Below are 15,768 nucleotides of genomic sequence, written 5' to 3'. Positions count from 1 at the left end.
ACCGGGTTAGCGGCCGGCCTCGGGCCGGATAACCGGCAGATGCTGGAGCTGCGCCGCCGCATGGTCGAGAAAGGCGCGAACCTTCGGCGCCAGATGCTGGCCGCCCGGGACGACGAGCTGGACCGGCGCCGCCGGCGGCTCCCATTCGCGTAACAGCCGGACCAGGCTGCCCGCCGCAAGGTCGGGCGCGACCTGGTAGGACAAGGCCCGCGCCAAGCCGCGTCCCGAACGGGCCGCGATCAGCACCGACTCAACCTCGTTGACGATCAGGCGCGGCGTGATCGTCACACTCGCCTCGCGGCCGCTGCCGGCGAAGCGCCAGAGCAGGGTCTGGCCGGCGGCGATGCTGGCGATGGTGTCGTGCCCGGCAATGTCGGACGGGCGCTGCGGGGTGCCGCGCCGCGCGAGATAATCGGGCGCGGCCACCAGCACCCGCCTGACTTCGCCGACCTTGCGGGCGACCAGCCGCGAATTCGGCAGCTCGCCGATCCGGACCGCGAGGTCGAGCCCCTCCTCGATCAGATCGAGATTGCGGTCGGACAAGGTCAGCTCGACCTGGACCTCGGGATGAAGGTCGAGGAACTCGGCAACGATCGGCGTGACATGACGCCGCCCGAAAGCAAGCGGCGCCGTGATCCGCAGGAGCCCGCGCACCGGCGCTCCGGAGACGCCGGACAGCGAGGCATCGTATTCCGAGAGGATGCGGCGCGCCGATGCCGCCAGCTCGCGGCCGGCTTCCGTCGCCATCAATTGCCGGGTCGTACGCGCGATCAGGCTGACGCCGGCACGCCTTTCGAGGGCTGCGAGGGCCCGCGTCACCGCCGGGCGCGAGCGCCGAAGCTGCCTTGCCGCTCCGGCGAGGCTGCCTGTGTCGATGATCGCAACGAAGATGGAAAGCTCGTCGAGGCGGTCCAGATCAGTTGCTCCAGATGGAATTCTGATTTGCGATAATACCGTCTTTCGACCGGAATGCGAAACAATCAGAGTGCCTCAGCAAACGCGAGGTCACCATGTCCAGCTCCCAGATTATCCTGCACGGCACCGTGCTCTCCGGCCATACGCACCGGGTCGAGCTTCTTCTGCGCGCGCTGGGGCTGGAGTTCGACTTCGTCGCGGCGCCGGCGGAAATCCGGAGGGCGGAAGCGTTTCGCACCCTCAACCCGCTCGGTCAGATCCCGGTGCTGCAGGATGGCGATCTCACCCTGGCCGACAGCAATGCCATCATGGTCTATCTGGTCAGGCGCTATGCGCCGCAAAGCATGTGGCTCCCGGACGAGCCCGTGGCGGCAGCGCAGATGCAGCGCTGGCTCTCGATCGCGGCCGGCGAGGTCATGCATGGTCCCGCCGCCGCGCGGATGATCGCCCAGTTCAATTTCCCCGACGAGCCGGTCCGGGCCGAGCGCATTGCGAGCCGCCTGCTTTCCTTCATGGATGGGCATCTCCACGATCGGAGCTTCCTCGCCGCCGAGCATCCGACATTGGCCGATCTCGCCTGCTACTCCTATGTCGCGCACGCCCCCGAAGGCGGCATCGACCTTACCCCTTATCCTGCCGTCCGCGCCTGGCTCACGCGCGTCGAAGCCCTGCCCTTCTTCAAGCCGATGCCGCGTTCGCCGCTACCGGCGAAGGGCTGACCGCGATGGACGGGCAGCCCTTCCATCGCGGCGAGCTGGCGGCGCAGGCACGCGCAGGGCTGAACTCGCGCGGGGCCGGGATCCGCAGCTTCATGCCTGACCAGCACCGGGAATTCTTCGCGCTGCTGCCTTATCTCTTTGCCGCCGGACGCGACGCCGCAGGCCACCCGATCGCGACCGTGCTGACCGGCGAGGAAGGCTTCGTCGCCAGCCCATCGCCGACCGCGCTTTCGATCGCAGCGCAGCCGCCGCCGGACGACCCCGCCATGGCGGCCTTCGCGCCCGGGGCGCCGATCGGCCTGCTCGGGCTGGATTTCCGGACGCGCCGGCGCAACCGCGCCAACGGCACGGTCACGACGCTCACCGACGCCGGCCTGACAGTCGAGGTCAGCGAGAGCTTCGGCAACTGCGCCAAATACATCCAAAGCCGCGAACCGGTGCGGGTTCCCGTCGACCCGGCTCCGGCCGAGGCGTTCGTCGGTCTCGACGCTGAGGCACGGGCCCTGATCCTGCGCGCCGACACCTTGTTCATTGCCAGCGCCGCGGCGGGTGGCGTGGACATATCGCATCGCGGCGGCCAGCCCGGCTTCGTCGCCGTCGGGGGCGACTGCCTAACCGTCCCCGATTTCGCCGGGAACAGCTATTTCAACACGCTCGGAAACCTGCTCCTCGAACCAGCCGCGAGCCTGCTCTTCATCGATTTTTCGAGCGGAGATCTCATCCAGCTGCAGGGCGAGACCGAGATCATCTGGGACGGAGCGGAGCTTACCGAGCTCGCCGGTGCGCAGCGGCTCTGGCGCTTCCACAGCCGGCGCGGCTGGCGCCGCCGCGCGGCGCTGCCGCTGCGCTGGTCGGAGCCCGAGCCGGCCCCGACGACGCTCGCGACCGGAATCTGGCAGCGGCAATAGCGGCGGCCAATTCGGCGATCAATACAGCCGGCCGCCATCCGGAACCGGCAGCCCCGGCGCGATCAGCACGACCTCACCATCGTCATCGGGAATGCCCAGCGTCAGCACTTCCGACATGAACTTGCCGATCTGACGCGGCGGAAAATTCACCACCGCCAGCACCTGCCGGCCCGGGAGGTCCTCGGGCCGGTAGTGCCTGGTGATCTGCGCCGAGGACTTCTTGCGGCCGATCGTGCCGCCGAAATCGATGACGAGCTTGATCGAAGGCTTGCGCGCCTCGGGATAGGGCTCGGCCTCGACGATAGTGCCGACCCGGATGTCGACCTTGAGGAAATCCTCAAAGCCGATCGGTGCGGCGGGCTCGGAAGACACGCTCAAAACTCCTCCCAGCCGCGATCATTGCTGGCGAGGACCGGCTTGCGCGGCGCTGCATGGCCGTTGCTCGCGACCGGGGCCGCGGCGCGCGCCGGGCGTGGCGCAGGAGCCGTCGAGGCGTTCGCGACCTGCGCCATCCTGGCGGCCATGGCCTTGAGTGCGGTCACGTCGCCGCCGAGCTTGAAGCGCGAGACCAGGGCGGCGAGGCGGTCGGCCTCCTGGGCCAGCGCCTGCGAGGCGGCGGTCGACTGCTCGGCCATCGCCGCGTTCTGCTGGGTCGCCTGGTCCATCTCGTTGACGGCGGTGTTGACCTCCTGCAGCCCTGTCGCCTGCTCCCCGGCGGCCGAGGCGATCTCGGCGACGAGCGAGGTGGCGCGGGTGATCTCGCCGGACATCCGCTCGAGCGCCTTGCCGGTCTGGCCGACCAGCGCCACGCCCTTCTCGACCTCGACCGTCGAGGCGGTAATCAGCCCCTTGATCTCCTTGGCGGCGTCGGCCGAGCGCTGGGCGAGCGCGCGCACCTCGGAGGCGACGACGGCGAAGCCCTTGCCGGCGTCGCCGGCGCGGGCCGCCTCGACGCTCGCATTGAGCGCCAGCAGATTGGTCTGGAAGGCGATCTCGTCGATCACGCCGACGATCTGCGAGATCTCCTCGGAGGACTTCTCGATGCCGCCCATGGCGGCGACCGCCTCGCGAACGATCTGGCCGGACTGCTCGGCCTCGCCCTTGACCTGCGTGGTCGCCTGGCTGGCTTGGCGAGCCCCCTCGGCGGTCTGGCGCACCGTCGCGGTGAGCTGGTCGAGCGCCGTCGCGGTCTCCTCGACCGAAGAGGCCTGCTGCTCGGTACGGCTGGCGAGGTCGTCCGCCGCCTGGCTGATCTCGCCGGCACCGGCCTTCATGCTCTCGGTGTTGGTCGCGATCTGGCGCATCGTCTCTTCGAGATGGGCGATGGCGGTGTTGAAGTCCTGCTTCAGCTTGGCGTATTCGCCGCTGAAGACGGCATCGATGCGATAGGTCAGATCGCCCGCGGTCAGGTGCTCGAGCCCGGCGCCCAGTTCTGCCACGACAACGGCCTGCTTCTGCGCCTCCTCGCTGCGCTGCGCCTCGTTGAGATTGCGCTGCGTATCGGCGGCGCGGCGCTGATCGGTCGCCTCGGCTTCGGCCTGAGCCTTCTCGGCCTCGACCTGCTGCTTCGCCAGCGCGGCATCGCGGAAGACGACCAGCGCCCGCGCCATGTTGCCGACTTCGTCCTGACGTTCCTGATGGTCGATCGCGACCCGAAGATCGCCGGCGGCGAGCGCGCCCATGTTCTCCGAGAGCCCGGCGAGCATGCGCGAGGCGCGGCGGCTCAGATAGAAGACGAGGCCGAACATCAGCAAGGCGAGCGGAACCAGCACGATGGCGACGTCCTGGACCAGCCCCGCGAAGGCCACATCGACGCTGTCGGCATGCATGCCGGTGCCGATCGCCCACTGCCATTTCGGCACGGCGGCGACATAGGAGATCTTCAGCGAGGGCTGCTTGTCGCCGCTCCTCAGCCAGAAATAGTCGACGAAGCCCGAGCCCTTGGTCTTGCCGAGCTCGACCATGTCCTTGACGAAGAAGCGGCCATTGGCGTCCTTGAACGCCATCATGTCCGTGCCGACCAGGTTCGGGCTGGCATGGGCGATGTTGACGCCGTCGAAGCGCACCACGAACAGGTAGTTGCCGTTGTCGAAACGGGCATTGGAAATGGCGTCGAGCGCCAGCTTCTGAGCCTCTGCCTCCTTGAGCTCACCCTTCTCGACCCGCGCCAGATAGGCGTTCACGGTCGAAGCGGCCGCGTCTACGATATCCTTCACCTCCGAACGCTTGAGGTCCATCATGTCGATGCGGGCCTGGTTCAGCGTCACGGCAACGCTGGCGACGCCGATGCCGGCGGCCAGAAGCGCGACCAGCCCGAACGAGCGGCCGATCGACAGGGAGGCGATCTTCTTCAGAAATGACATTGGCGAACCTCGAAGGTGAGGTCCGCACAGTTGCGAGAAATCGCTAAAGGCCGCTTAACACTGCCACGGTTTGGCCACGATCCCGGCCGCCCCGGCGCGGCGCCTCAGATCGCCGCCGCGTAGCCGTCACCATCCTCGTTGCGCAGCCGCTCGCGGCGGCTCTCGCGCGTGCCGCCGCACAGCGCCCGCGCAAGGCCGCGCAGCGGCGCCGTCAGCCGGTGCACATCCTCGACGCGCGCCATGATCCGGCCGGCGGATTTCAGCTCGCGATCGAGCTTCGCCATGGTCCGCGACAATTCCGGCTCGTCATCCTCGAGCCAGGTCTCGGCGACGCGGCTCATCAGCAGCACGGCGCCACGTACCCTGACGCCGCCAAGGCTGTCCTCGGTCCGGATGCCCGCAGAGGCCAGCATATAGCGCCAGGAGTTCACGGCGTTGCGGCCGAGCGCCGCCAGCGCCAGCGGGTCGCGCCGCAGCGCCGGCATCACGGTGCGCAGCCCGGCCTTGTAGGGCGCCAGCGCGTCGAGCCGGCGCATCACCAGATCGAAGACGCGCTCCTTGTAGCTTTCCTCCATCAGATCGTCGGAGTTCCCCGCCAGCACCGCGTCGTCGGCGATGCGCCCGAGTCCGCCGAGAATGGCGAGCTTCGAAGGGAACAGGCCGCGCATCTCGGCGAGGCTCAACCCGGCCTCGCGGGCGATATCGGGCAGCTCGATCTCGTCCCAGGAGCGATTGGCCGCGAGCCGGAACAGCGCATCGACCACGGCGCGGCGCGGATCGGGCTTCGGGGCCGCCGGTTTCGCGGCAGCCGACTCGGCTTTGGGGGAAGCGGGCTTGCGTGCCATCGGATTCTCCTGTCGCCCAGTGAAGCCTTGAATCTAGGCCTCGCTGGCGCCGGTTGAAAGGCCGCTCAGCCGGAAAGCTCTTCGGCGCGACGTTTGGCGGCAGCAACCGCGTGGCGCATCAGCAGCGGCATGCCGTCATCGGCCATCAGCACTTCGAGTGCCGCGGCAGTCGTGCCGCCGGGCGACGTCACGTTCTGGCGCAGCGTTCCCGGCGCCAGATCCGACTGGAACAGCATCTCGCCGGCGCCTTCGACTGTCGCCCGCGCAAGCCGGCCCGCCAGATCTGCCGGCAGGCCGGCAGCTGCGCCGGCAGCCGCGAGGCATTCGACGAGATGGAAGACATAGGCCGGCCCGGAGCCCGAGACCGCCGTGACGGCGTCGATCAGTCCCTCATCGGACAGCCATTCGACCTTGCCGATGCTGCCGAGCAGCGCGTCGGCCATCTCCCGCTGGGCGGCGCTGACGCCGGAGCCGGCAGCGGCGGCGGTGACGCCGCGCTGCACCGACGCCGGCAGGTTCGGCATGGCGCGCACGATCGCCCCGGCATTGGGGAGGCGCTGGGCGAGATCACCGAGCGTCTTGCCGGCGAGGATCGAGATCAGGAGCGTGCGCGGGCCGATCAGCGCCTGCACCGCAGGGGCGGCGGTGTCGAGCATCTGCGGCTTGGTCGCCAGCACCACCACGTCAGCGGCAGCAACCTTCGGCGGGTTGACCGTCATGCCCTTCTCGGCGGCGAGCGCCGACATGGCGTCGCTGATATGCGGATCGACCAAGGTGATCCCCGGCCCCTTCATACCGATCCGGAGCCAGCCTTCGAGCATGGCGCCGCCCATCTTGCCGGCGCCGACGAGCACGAGGGATTGCGGAAGCAGGCTGGACATGGGCGTCTCTCTTGTCGATGCCGCGCGTCATTCTCGGGCGCAGCGAAGCGGAGGCCCGAGAATCTCTGTCATGAGCTGGTCGGGTCAAGCCCGACCATGACGCGCATGCGGGGTGCCGGGTCAAGCCCGATCGCGGCCGCAGGCAAGCCGTTCAGGCTTCGCCGACCGTCTCCAGCAGCGCGCCCTCGAGGCCTTCGCGGGCGCTCTTCCCGGCCCAGACGACGAACTGGAACGCCTGGAAATAGCGCTCGCAGGCGTCGATCGCCGCCTTGATCATCCCGGCTGCCTGTTCTTCGGTCGGCTCCGCGCCCCCCGAGAGCAGGAGGGCATGGCGGTACATCACCACATTCTCGTTGCTCCACAGGTCGAAATGGCCGAGCCAGAGCTGCTCGTTGACCAGGCTCACCAGGTTCAGGACCTCGGACCGGCGGCGGTCCGGCACCCTCAGGTCGAAGGCACAGGCGACATGGATCGATTCGACTTCCGAGAGCCAGGTGATCGCGACGTGGTAGTCGGCCCAACCACCGGTGACGGCGACGGAGAGCTCATCGTCGCTGTCGCGATCGAAGCTCCAATGGTTGAGGGAGGCAAGGCGTTCAATCAGGTCGAGAGGATTGGAAGGCCGATCGCTCTCAGCATCCAGATCAAGGTCCATCATGCCCAGGGTCCAACTGCCGGCGCCCTGCCTATGCAGGTCCGACGCGTTTGAGAACAGGAACACGGCGACTGGGAAAAGCGTAAGGCACACAACCCGACTGAACGGCCGCAAGCGGCCGCCGGATCATCGGAAAGCTTCGCGAGACGAAGCCTGCCGACGAATCACCTCTCTTCATCGACGATAGCGCAGGCGGTCAACGTGCCCAACACGCTATCCAAGCTCGGCGGATTCGACCGCCGGCTCAATCCCCTCGCGGCGCTGTCCACAGCGCGAGCCATGCGAGGGGAGCAGCTCAGTCCTTCGCGGACTTGCCCTCGAGCGCGGCGAGGCGGGCGGCGAGCTTGTCGTTCTCCTCGCGGGCCAGCAGCGCCATTTCGCGCACCGCCTCGAATTCTTCGCGGGTGACGACGTCCATGTCGCGCAGCAGCCGCTCGATCTGGGTCTTGACCACGGTCTCCACCTCGCGGCGCACGCCCTGTGCCGCCCCGGCCGCGTCGGTTGCCAGACGGGCGATGTCGTCGAGGATGCGGTTGCTGGTGCTGACCATGGCGGCCTCCGGCGCTGCGGCGCCCTGTGCGCCCTGAACCGGAGATATGGCGAAGGAGCGCGCGGTGCGCAATCGCGCATGCACCGGCCCGGCGCTTTCCTCCAGGCCTACGCGGCTTTACCCGCGCTCGCCTCCGTGGATGGAGCGCGCTATCCCTGACGCCTCGCAACGCCGGATCGTCTTCGCCATGGCCCTGCATTTCTCGTCCGCCGAGTTCGCCCGCCGCCGTCACGCCCTGCTCGCCGCCATGGCGCGCGAGCGGCTCGACGCCGCCTTCCTGTTCCAGCAGGAATCGATGTTCTGGCTCAGCGGCTACGACACCTTCGGCTTCTGCTTCTTCCAGTGCCTCGTGGTGAAGGCCGATGGCACCATGGCACTGCTGACCCGCTCGGCCGATCTGCGCCAGGCCCAGCACACCTCCAACCTCTCGGACATCCGGATCTGGAAGGATGGCCGCGACGCCAACCCCGTTCGCGATCTGCAGGAGCTGGCGCGCGAGATGGGGCTTGCCGGCAAACGCATCGGCGTCGAATTCGAATCCTACGGCCTCGTCGCCGCCAATGGCCGCAAGCTCGAGACTGCCTTCACCGGCGTCGCCGAGCTCGTCGACGCCTCCCTGCTGGTGACGCGGCTCAGGGCGGTGAAGTCGGTAGAGGAGATCGCCCATGTCCGCCGCGCCGCGGCCTTGTCCGACGCGGCCGACAAGGCGGCGCTCGACCTGATCCGCGCTGGCGCCGACGAGGGCGAAATCCTCGCCGCCCAGCACAATGCGATCTTCTCCGGCGGCGGCGACTATCCCGGCAACGAGTTCATCATCGGCTCGGGCCGCGACGCCCTGCTCTGCCGCTACAAGAGCGGCCGCCGCAAGCTCGACGCCGACGATCAGATCACGCTCGAATTCGCCGGCACGGACCGGCACTACCATGCCGCGATCATGCGCACCGTCGTGGTCGGTAAGCCGCGCCCGTTGCACATCCGCTATCACGAGGCAGCAAAGGACGCGCTCCTTGCCTGCGAGGCGGCGCTGAAGCCCGGCAACCCCGCCGGCGACGTCTTCGCTGCGCATGCCAGCAGCTTCGACGCCCATGGCCTGTCGGACCACCGGCTCAACGCCTGCGGCTATTCGCTCGGCGCCAAGTTCACCCCGTCCTGGATGGACTGGCCGATGTTCTACGAAGGCAATGACTGGGTGCTCGAGCCCGGCATGGTGATGTTCGCTCACATGATCCTGATGGATTCGGAGAGTGAAACCGCGATGTGCCTGGGTCGGACCTATCTCGTCGGAGAAGACGGCGCCGAGGCGCTGAACCTGCCCGATCTCACGCTCGCCTTGCGTTGATCCGGGACGCGCAGGCCTTGCCGGGATCGTGAACTGCGCTTCCCGCGAGCCTGAATCGCCGGGCCGTCAAGGAGTTTGATGAAGAGCCGGTTAGTCTTGCACATCGAAAGCGCATTTCACTTTCGCACGACATGATCTAGAACGGACGCCGCAGGGAAGACCAAGCAATCCGAGCCCGACAACAAACAGGGCGGGAGGCAACATGTCGATTCGTACTTACGCACCCCTTCTGGGGTCGCTCGTTGCGCTTGCACTTGCGGGCTGCCAGGAGACCACTACCGCCGCGCGACCTCGCGTCGACGCTCCCGGCGTGCCCGTCTCGGTGCAGAGCATTTCCGGCGCGCCCGACCAGGTCACCACCGCCTTCGCCGGGCTGCTCGGCGAGGCAGCGGCCGAGCGCAGGATGGAAATCGTTCCCGGCGACAAGCCGGCTCGGTTCCGCGTCCGCGGCTACCTGACTGCGCAGCCGACCGAGGACGGCCAGACCTCGCTCGCCTTCGTCTGGGACGTCTATGACGAGACCAAGAAGCGGGCGCAGCGCGTCCAGGGCGAGAGCCTTGGTCGACGCAGCAGCGGCGGCGATCCCTGGGCCGGCATCGACCAGACCATCGTCGCCAAGGCCGCCTCGGATTCGATGGATGCGATCGCCGGCTTCCTGACCACGGCGCCGCAGGCCGAGGCCAAGCCCGACGCCAAGGGCAAGGCAGCCGAGAGCAAATCGAGGACGGCATCGGCGAGCGGTGCCAAGCGCCTCTGACAGGCGGTGGCCGGACCGGCCTGCCTGACCTATCGGCAGCCCGACCGGTCACGGCTTTTCTACGATTCTGTTGCAGTTCTGTTGCAGTGCAACGGTCGACTCACCGTCGCGCCGCTGTTAAGAGCCGTTCGAACCAAGCCGGCCCCTCGCGGCTTGGACTGCCAGTCCTCACGGTGCGCCCGGCATGAACTCTTCCATCAAAGTCGTAGCCGGTAACTCCAACCGGCCGCTGGCTGAGGCCATCTGCGCCTCGCTCGGCATCCCCCTCGCAAAAGCCTCGGTCCGGCGCTTCGCCGATATGGAGGTCTTCGTCGAGATCCAGGAGAACGTTCGCGGCCAGGATGTCTTCGTCATCCAGTCGACCTCGTTCCCGACCAACGACCACCTGATGGAGCTGCTGATCATCACCGACGCCCTGCGCCGATCCTCGGCGCGGCGCATCACGGCGGTGATTCCCTATTTCGGCTATGCCCGGCAGGACCGCCGCGCCTCGGGCCGCACGCCGATCTCGGCCAAGCTCGTCGCCAACCTGATCACCCATGCCGGCGTCGACCGCGTGCTGACGCTCGACCTGCATGCCGGCCAGATCCAGGGCTTCTTCGACATCCCGACCGACAACCTGTTCGGCGCACCGCTGATGGCGCGCGACATCAAGGACCGGCTCGAGTGGAAGAACGCCATGGTCGTCTCGCCGGACGTCGGCGGCGTCGTGCGCGCCCGCGCCCTGGCCAAGCGCATCGACGCGCCGCTCGCCATCGTCGACAAGCGCCGGGACCGGCCGGGCGAGTCGGAGGTGATGAACATCATCGGCACGGTCGAAGGCCGCTCCTGCATCCTGCTCGACGACATCGTCGATTCCGGCGGCACGCTGGTGAACGCCGCCGAGGCGCTGCTCGCGCAGGGCGCCAAGGAAGTCTACGCCTACATCACCCATGGCGTGCTCTCCGGTGGCGCAGTGGCGCGCATCGCCAACTCCAAGCTCAAGGAACTGGTGATCACCGATTCGATCATGCCGACCGAGGCGGTGAAGGTCGCACGCAATATCCGGGTCATCTCCATCGCCAACCTGATGGGCGAGGCGATCGAGCGCACCGCGAGCGAATCGAGCGTCTCCAGCCTGTTCGACTGACGGGCCCGCAATGGCGGCCCCGACGCCCGGCGGCGACCGAGCCCTCGTCCTCTTCTCGGGCGGCCAGGATTCGACCGTCGCCCTCGCCTGGGCGCTGCAGCGCTTTTCCGGCGTCGAGACGGTCGGCTTCGACTATGGCCAGCGCCATCGCGTCGAGCTCGCATGCCGCGAGGTCGTCCGCTCGAAGCTGCCGGGGCTCGCCCCCGCCTATGCCGAGCGCCTCGGCCTCGACCATCTCCTCGACCTGAAGACCCTCGGCGCCATCTCGGACACCGCCCTCACCAGCGAGAGCGAGATCGCCTTCGCCGAAAGCGGCCTGCCGACCACCTTCGTGCCCGGCCGCAACCTGATCTTCCTCTCCTTCGCCGCCGCCCTCGCCTATCGCCGCGACTGCCGCCACATCGTGCTCGGCGTCTGCGAGACAGACTATTCCGGCTATCCCGACTGCCGTGACGACACCATCAAGGCGATGCAGGTCGCGCTCGGCCTCGGCCTCGACCGCAGGCTGGTGCTGCACACACCGCTGATGTGGCGCGACAAGGCCCAGACCTTCGCCCTTGCGCGGCGGCTTGGCGGCCAGCCCCTGCTCGACCTGGTGGTCGAGGATACCCATAGCTGCTATCTCGGCGACCGGAGCAGGCGGCACGACTGGGGCTATGGCTGCGGCCACTGCCCGGCATGCGACTTGCGTTCAAGAGGTTTCGCGGCCTTCGAGGCCGCGCCAGGTGACAGCGGACCGAGTTATGACGACTGACAGGCAACAGCGCATCGAGGGCCTGATCGCCCTCGTCCTCTTCGGGTTGAGCATTCCGGCGGCCAATTGGCTGATCGGCAATGCCGGCACGGTCTGCGTGCCGAACGGCCCATGCCTCGTCCCGGTCGCCCCCGGCATCATGGCGCCGAGCGGCGTGCTGATGGTCGGGCTCGCGCTCGTGCTGCGCGACATGGTCCAGCGCCGGCTCGGCGCCAAAGCCGCCCTGATGGCGATCGCCGCGGGCGCGCTGCTCTCCGGGCTGCTCGCCCCGCCGGCAATCGTCATAGCTTCGGTGGCGGCCTTCCTGCTGTCGGAGCTCACCGACTTCGCGGTCTACACGCCGCTACAGCGCAACCATTTCGTTGCCGCGGTCGCCGCCTCCAGCGTCATGGGGCTCGTCGTCGACAGCATCGTCTTCCTGCAGCTCGCGTTCGGCAGCCTCGATTTCCTGACCGGCCAGATCATCGGCAAGGCCTGGATGGTGCTGCTGGCGCTGCCCTTAATGTTCTGGCTGCGGCGGCGCGACGAGCGCCTCGGCCTGATGCCGGCCTGAAGCGGCCATTTTCCGAACAATTCGAGACAACGGCGCAACCGTAGGTTCATGCCCTTAGGGCAGGATCGCGGAAACGTGCTTGTTGATGCCTCGAGGCTTGTTTGGACTCCGTCGAACGTCTCCAGTCCCTGCAGAACGCAACCCTGGAGGCGATCGCGCGCGGCGAGCCGCTGGCGGCGATCATGACCTCGCTGTGCCTGCGGGTCGAAGCCATCGCTCCCGAGGTCGTCTGCTCAGTCGTCGCCGTCGACGCGGAAAGCCGCCTGCAGCCGCTGGCGGCCCCGAGCCTGCCGGCGAGCTACGCTGCGGCCCTGCGCGGCGTTCCCTCCGGACCACGCGTCGGCTCCTGCGGTACCGCGATCCATCGCGGCTCCGCGGTCGAGGTGACCGACATCGCCAGCGACCCGCTCTGGCAGGGCCATGAGCATCTCGTGCTGCCGCTCGGCCTGCAGGCCTGCTGGTCGAGCCCGATCAAGGCGCGCGATGGCCGCGTGGTCGGCAGCTTCGCCTTCTATTATCGCCGCAAGCGCGGTCCCGACACGCTGGAGCGCCGCATCGTTGCCACCTGCGTCCATCTCTGCGCCATCGCGATCGAGCATGACGAGGTCAGGACGCGCAACCATCAGCTCGCCTATTTCGATGCACTGACCCGCCTGCCGAACCGGGCGCAGTTCAACGACGCCATCGCCCGCATGACCGCCAGGGCCGAGCCCTGTTTCGGCCTGCTGCTGATCGACATCGACCATCTCAAGGCGGTCAACGACACGATGGGCCACGCCACCGGCGACCGCCTGATCGAAACCGTTGCGGCACGCCTGGCGGAGGTCGCAGGCACCGGCACGGCCTTCCGGATCGGCGGCGACGAGTTCGCCGTGCTGCTGCCGGATTGCGGCCAGGCCCCGCAGCTGCGCGCAGCGGCGACCGCCATCCTGGCCGCCATGCCCGCCCCGTTCGACCATGACGGCAATACCATCATTCCGAGCGTCACGATCGGGGCTGCCCTCGCCGGAGCCGACGGCACCGACAGCGTCACCTTGCGCCAGAACGCCGATTTCGCGCTGTATCACGCCAAGGAGACCCGGCGCGGCCGCTATGTCCGCTTCAAATACGGGCTGCGCACCTCGATGATGCGGCGCGTCCAGATCGTCCAGACCGTCGACGACGCCCTCGCCGGCGGCCGGGTGCTGCCGCACTACCAGCCGATCATCCGCCTCGACACAGGCGAGCTCGCCGGCGTCGAGGCGCTGGCCCGGATGCGGCTCGACGATGGCCGCATCGTCGCCGCCGGCGAGTTCCACGAGGCGATGCTCGATCCCAAGGTCGCCTACCGAATCTCCGGCCAGATGCTCGCCGCCGTTGCCGCCGACATGGCGCAATGGCAGAGCGTCGGGCTCGAACTCCGGCATGTCGGCATCAACTTCACCACGGCCGATTTCCAGAAGGGTGATCTCGTCCAGCGCATCTCCCGGGTCTTCGAGCGCGCCCAGCTCCCACTCGAGCGCCTCGTCGTCGAGATCACCGAGCAGGTCATCATGGGTGGCCGGCGCGACGGCGTGGCCCGCACCATGGAAGCCCTGCGCGAGCGCGGCATCCAGGTCGCGCTCGATGATTTCGGCACCGGCTTCGCCTCCCTGACGCATCTGCTCGATTTTCCGGTCGACATCATCAAGATCGACCGCTCCTTCATCGGAGGCATCGAGGCCGGCGCCCGCAGCAACGTCATCGTCGAGGCGCTGGTCGGGATCGCCAACCGGCTCGGCGTCAAGATCGTCGCCGAGGGCATCGAAACCACTGAACAACTCGCGCGCCTGCGCGCCATGGGCTGCGTTTTCGGCCAGGGCTATCTCTACTCGCGCGCCATACCCGCCGCCGGCATCGCCAGCTTCATCGAGGACCTGCGCCAACGCGGCCCGGCGATGCAGCCGGACGCACGGACCGCGACCGCAGCCTGAACCGGTCGGGGTTGAGATCGGCTGATATTTCGCTTATGAGCCTGCCTGCGCTCCACTGACACCCTTGGAGGCAGGAGCGCGAACCGAGACGGCCGCCACCAGGCGGCCTTGTCATTTGAAAGCAAGGACAACACCAATGACCGCTGTGAAGCAGATCCAGGCTTCGGCGCGCGCTCAGGTCGGCAAGGGGGCCGCCCGGGCAGTTCGTCGTCAGGGCCTGACCCCCGCCGTGATCTACGGCGCCGGCGAAGCCCCGCAGGCCATCGCGCTCAACGCCAACCAGACCCGCCTGATGATCTATGCAGGCCATTTCCTGACCACGATCTTCGAGATCGACGTCGACGGCAAGAAGACCCGCGTCATCCCGCGCGACTACCAGCTCGACCCGGTCAAGGACACCCCTCTTCACGTCGACTTCCTGCGCGTCGCTGCCGGCCAGACCATCAAGGTCCAGGTGCCCGTGCACGTCGTCGGCCAGGAATCGTCGCCCGGCCTGAAGAGCGGCGGCACCATGCAGATCGTCGAGCACACTGTCGAGATCGACGTCGCTCCCGAGAGCATCCCGGAGTTCCTCGAAGTGTCGGTCGCTGGCCTTGAGGTCGGCGATACCCTGCACAGCAACGACATCAAGCTGCCGGCCGGCGTTTCGCTGACCTCGCGTGACAACCTCACGCTGGTCACGATCCTCCCGCCGACCGTCGAGGCCGAGCCGGAAGCGGCCGCCGAGCCGGAAGCCGCCAAGGCCTGATCAGGGCCCTTTCGCCATACGGGGCGACTACCGTCAGACGGCCGGGCTCGCCCGGCCGTTTTCTTTTGGCAGATGCTGGAGAGCAGGAATGCTGATCTTCGCCGGCCTCGGCAATCCGGGCACGCGCTATGCACGCAACCGCCACAATATCGGCTTCATGGCGGTCGAGGCGATCGCGCGTGCCTGCCGCGCCGCGCCCTGGCGCGTGCGCTTCCAGGGCCAGGCCTGCGAAGCGACGATCGGCAACGAGAAGGTGCTCCTGCTCAAGCCGCAGACCTATATGAACGAATCCGGCCGGGCCATCGGCGAGGCCGCGCGCTTCTACAAGGTCGCGCCCGCGGACGTGATCGTTTTCCATGACGAACTCGACCTCGCCCCGGCCAAGCTGCGGATCAAGCTCGGCGGCGGCAATGCCGGGCATAACGGGCTGCGCTCGACCACGGCCGCGATCGGCAACGAGTATCGCCGCGTGCGCATGGGCATCGGCCATCCCGGCGACAAGGCTCTCGTGCACGCCTATGTGCTGAACGATTTCGGCAAGGCCGAGGAGCCGTGGGTCGAGGACCTCTGCAGCGCCTGCGCCGACAATGCCGCCCTCCTCGCCGCCCATGACGATGCCGGCTTCCAGAACAAGGTGCACCTGTTCATGGAGGCGCGCGGCCATGGCGCGGTGAAGCGCCTCGGCGAGAAGGCGGACTGA

At 68.0% G+C, this 15,768-nt stretch carries 17 protein-coding genes; 10 read left to right on the top strand and 7 right to left on the bottom strand.

All coding sequences use genetic code 11. The features are described 5' to 3' along the window. Positions 1-6 precede the first annotated feature (6 nt). Positions 7-915, bottom strand: coding sequence for a LysR family transcriptional regulator (locus tag DK26_RS09620; RefSeq protein WP_066471115.1), 909 nt, complete (start codon positions 913-915; stop codon positions 7-9). Between the two features lie 95 nt (positions 916-1,010). Here DK26_RS09620 and DK26_RS09615 point away from each other — a divergent pair, with 95 nt between their 5' ends. Both DK26_RS09615 and DK26_RS09610 read left to right on the top strand, forming a co-directional pair. Then, complete coding sequence (locus tag DK26_RS09615) at positions 1,011-1,634, top strand: glutathione S-transferase (protein ID WP_066471112.1); 624 nt, start codon at positions 1,011-1,013, stop codon at positions 1,632-1,634. A gap of 5 nt (positions 1,635-1,639) precedes the next feature. Continuing rightward, positions 1,640-2,542 (top strand): pyridoxamine 5'-phosphate oxidase family protein, encoded by a 903-nt coding sequence (locus tag DK26_RS09610; RefSeq protein ID WP_066471111.1) that lies wholly within the window; start codon positions 1,640-1,642, stop codon positions 2,540-2,542. 18 nt (positions 2,543-2,560) lie between these two features. On the opposite strand, the gene DK26_RS09605 is transcribed toward DK26_RS09610, so the two are convergent. The 6 genes from DK26_RS09605 to DK26_RS09580 form a co-directional block, all read right to left on the bottom strand. Next, positions 2,561-2,914, bottom strand: coding sequence for a tRNA-binding protein (locus DK26_RS09605; protein ID WP_083533113.1), 354 nt, complete (start codon positions 2,912-2,914; stop codon positions 2,561-2,563). A 2-nt stretch (positions 2,915-2,916) separates the two neighbouring features. Further along, a complete protein-coding gene (locus tag DK26_RS09600; RefSeq protein ID WP_066471106.1) occupies positions 2,917-4,905 on the bottom strand; it encodes a methyl-accepting chemotaxis protein in 1,989 nt (662 codons plus the stop codon). Between the two features lie 104 nt (positions 4,906-5,009). Then, positions 5,010-5,750, bottom strand: coding sequence for a TetR family transcriptional regulator (locus tag DK26_RS09595; RefSeq protein WP_066471099.1), 741 nt, complete (start codon positions 5,748-5,750; stop codon positions 5,010-5,012). A gap of 65 nt (positions 5,751-5,815) precedes the next feature. Next, a complete protein-coding gene (gene proC / locus DK26_RS09590) occupies positions 5,816-6,631 on the bottom strand; it encodes a pyrroline-5-carboxylate reductase (protein WP_066471097.1) in 816 nt (271 codons plus the stop codon). Positions 6,632-6,782: 151 nt separating this feature from the next. Next, positions 6,783-7,289, bottom strand: coding sequence for a YbjN domain-containing protein (locus tag DK26_RS09585; RefSeq protein WP_066471096.1), 507 nt, complete (start codon positions 7,287-7,289; stop codon positions 6,783-6,785). 292 nt (positions 7,290-7,581) lie between these two features. Further along, complete coding sequence (locus DK26_RS09580; RefSeq protein ID WP_066472549.1) at positions 7,582-7,836, bottom strand: accessory factor UbiK family protein; 255 nt, start codon at positions 7,834-7,836, stop codon at positions 7,582-7,584. A gap of 187 nt (positions 7,837-8,023) precedes the next feature. Between DK26_RS09580 and DK26_RS09575 the strand changes: the two genes are divergently transcribed. The 8 genes from DK26_RS09575 to pth all read left to right on the top strand — a co-directional run bounded on the left by DK26_RS09575 (position 8,024) and on the right by pth (position 15,768). After that, a complete protein-coding gene (locus DK26_RS09575; RefSeq protein WP_066471093.1) occupies positions 8,024-9,175 on the top strand; it encodes a Xaa-Pro peptidase family protein in 1,152 nt (383 codons plus the stop codon). 202 nt (positions 9,176-9,377) lie between these two features. Beyond that, positions 9,378-9,932: a hypothetical protein gene (locus tag DK26_RS09570; RefSeq protein ID WP_157089602.1), complete on the top strand. Its 555-nt coding sequence runs from the start codon at positions 9,378-9,380 to the stop codon at positions 9,930-9,932. Between the two features lie 184 nt (positions 9,933-10,116). Beyond that, positions 10,117-11,061 (top strand): ribose-phosphate pyrophosphokinase, encoded by a 945-nt coding sequence (locus DK26_RS09565; RefSeq protein WP_066471089.1) that lies wholly within the window; start codon positions 10,117-10,119, stop codon positions 11,059-11,061. 10 nt (positions 11,062-11,071) lie between these two features. Continuing rightward, positions 11,072-11,815 carry a 7-cyano-7-deazaguanine synthase QueC gene (gene queC / locus DK26_RS09560; protein ID WP_066471086.1) on the top strand — a complete coding sequence of 248 codons (744 nt, stop codon included), beginning with the start codon at positions 11,072-11,074 and terminating at the stop codon, positions 11,813-11,815. Beyond that, positions 11,805-12,368 (top strand): VUT family protein, encoded by a 564-nt coding sequence (locus DK26_RS09555; RefSeq protein WP_066471085.1) that lies wholly within the window; start codon positions 11,805-11,807, stop codon positions 12,366-12,368. Before queC ends, DK26_RS09555 begins: the two co-directional genes overlap by 11 nt. A gap of 101 nt (positions 12,369-12,469) precedes the next feature. Further along, entirely contained in the window at positions 12,470-14,320 is a 1,851-nt protein-coding gene (locus DK26_RS09550; protein ID WP_157089601.1) for an EAL domain-containing protein, read from the top strand. A 136-nt stretch (positions 14,321-14,456) separates the two neighbouring features. Further along, complete coding sequence (locus DK26_RS09545) at positions 14,457-15,068, top strand: 50S ribosomal protein L25/general stress protein Ctc (protein WP_066471083.1); 612 nt, start codon at positions 14,457-14,459, stop codon at positions 15,066-15,068. 88 nt (positions 15,069-15,156) lie between these two features. Beyond that, complete coding sequence (gene pth / locus DK26_RS09540) at positions 15,157-15,768, top strand: aminoacyl-tRNA hydrolase (protein ID WP_066471080.1); 612 nt, start codon at positions 15,157-15,159, stop codon at positions 15,766-15,768.

This window comes from Allobosea sp. WAO (assembly GCF_001509835.1).
Taxonomy (GTDB): Bacteria; Pseudomonadota; Alphaproteobacteria; order Rhizobiales; family Beijerinckiaceae; genus Allobosea.
The sequence above is the reverse complement of the archived record's forward strand: the minus strand, read 5'-3'. Positions and strand labels throughout refer to the sequence as shown.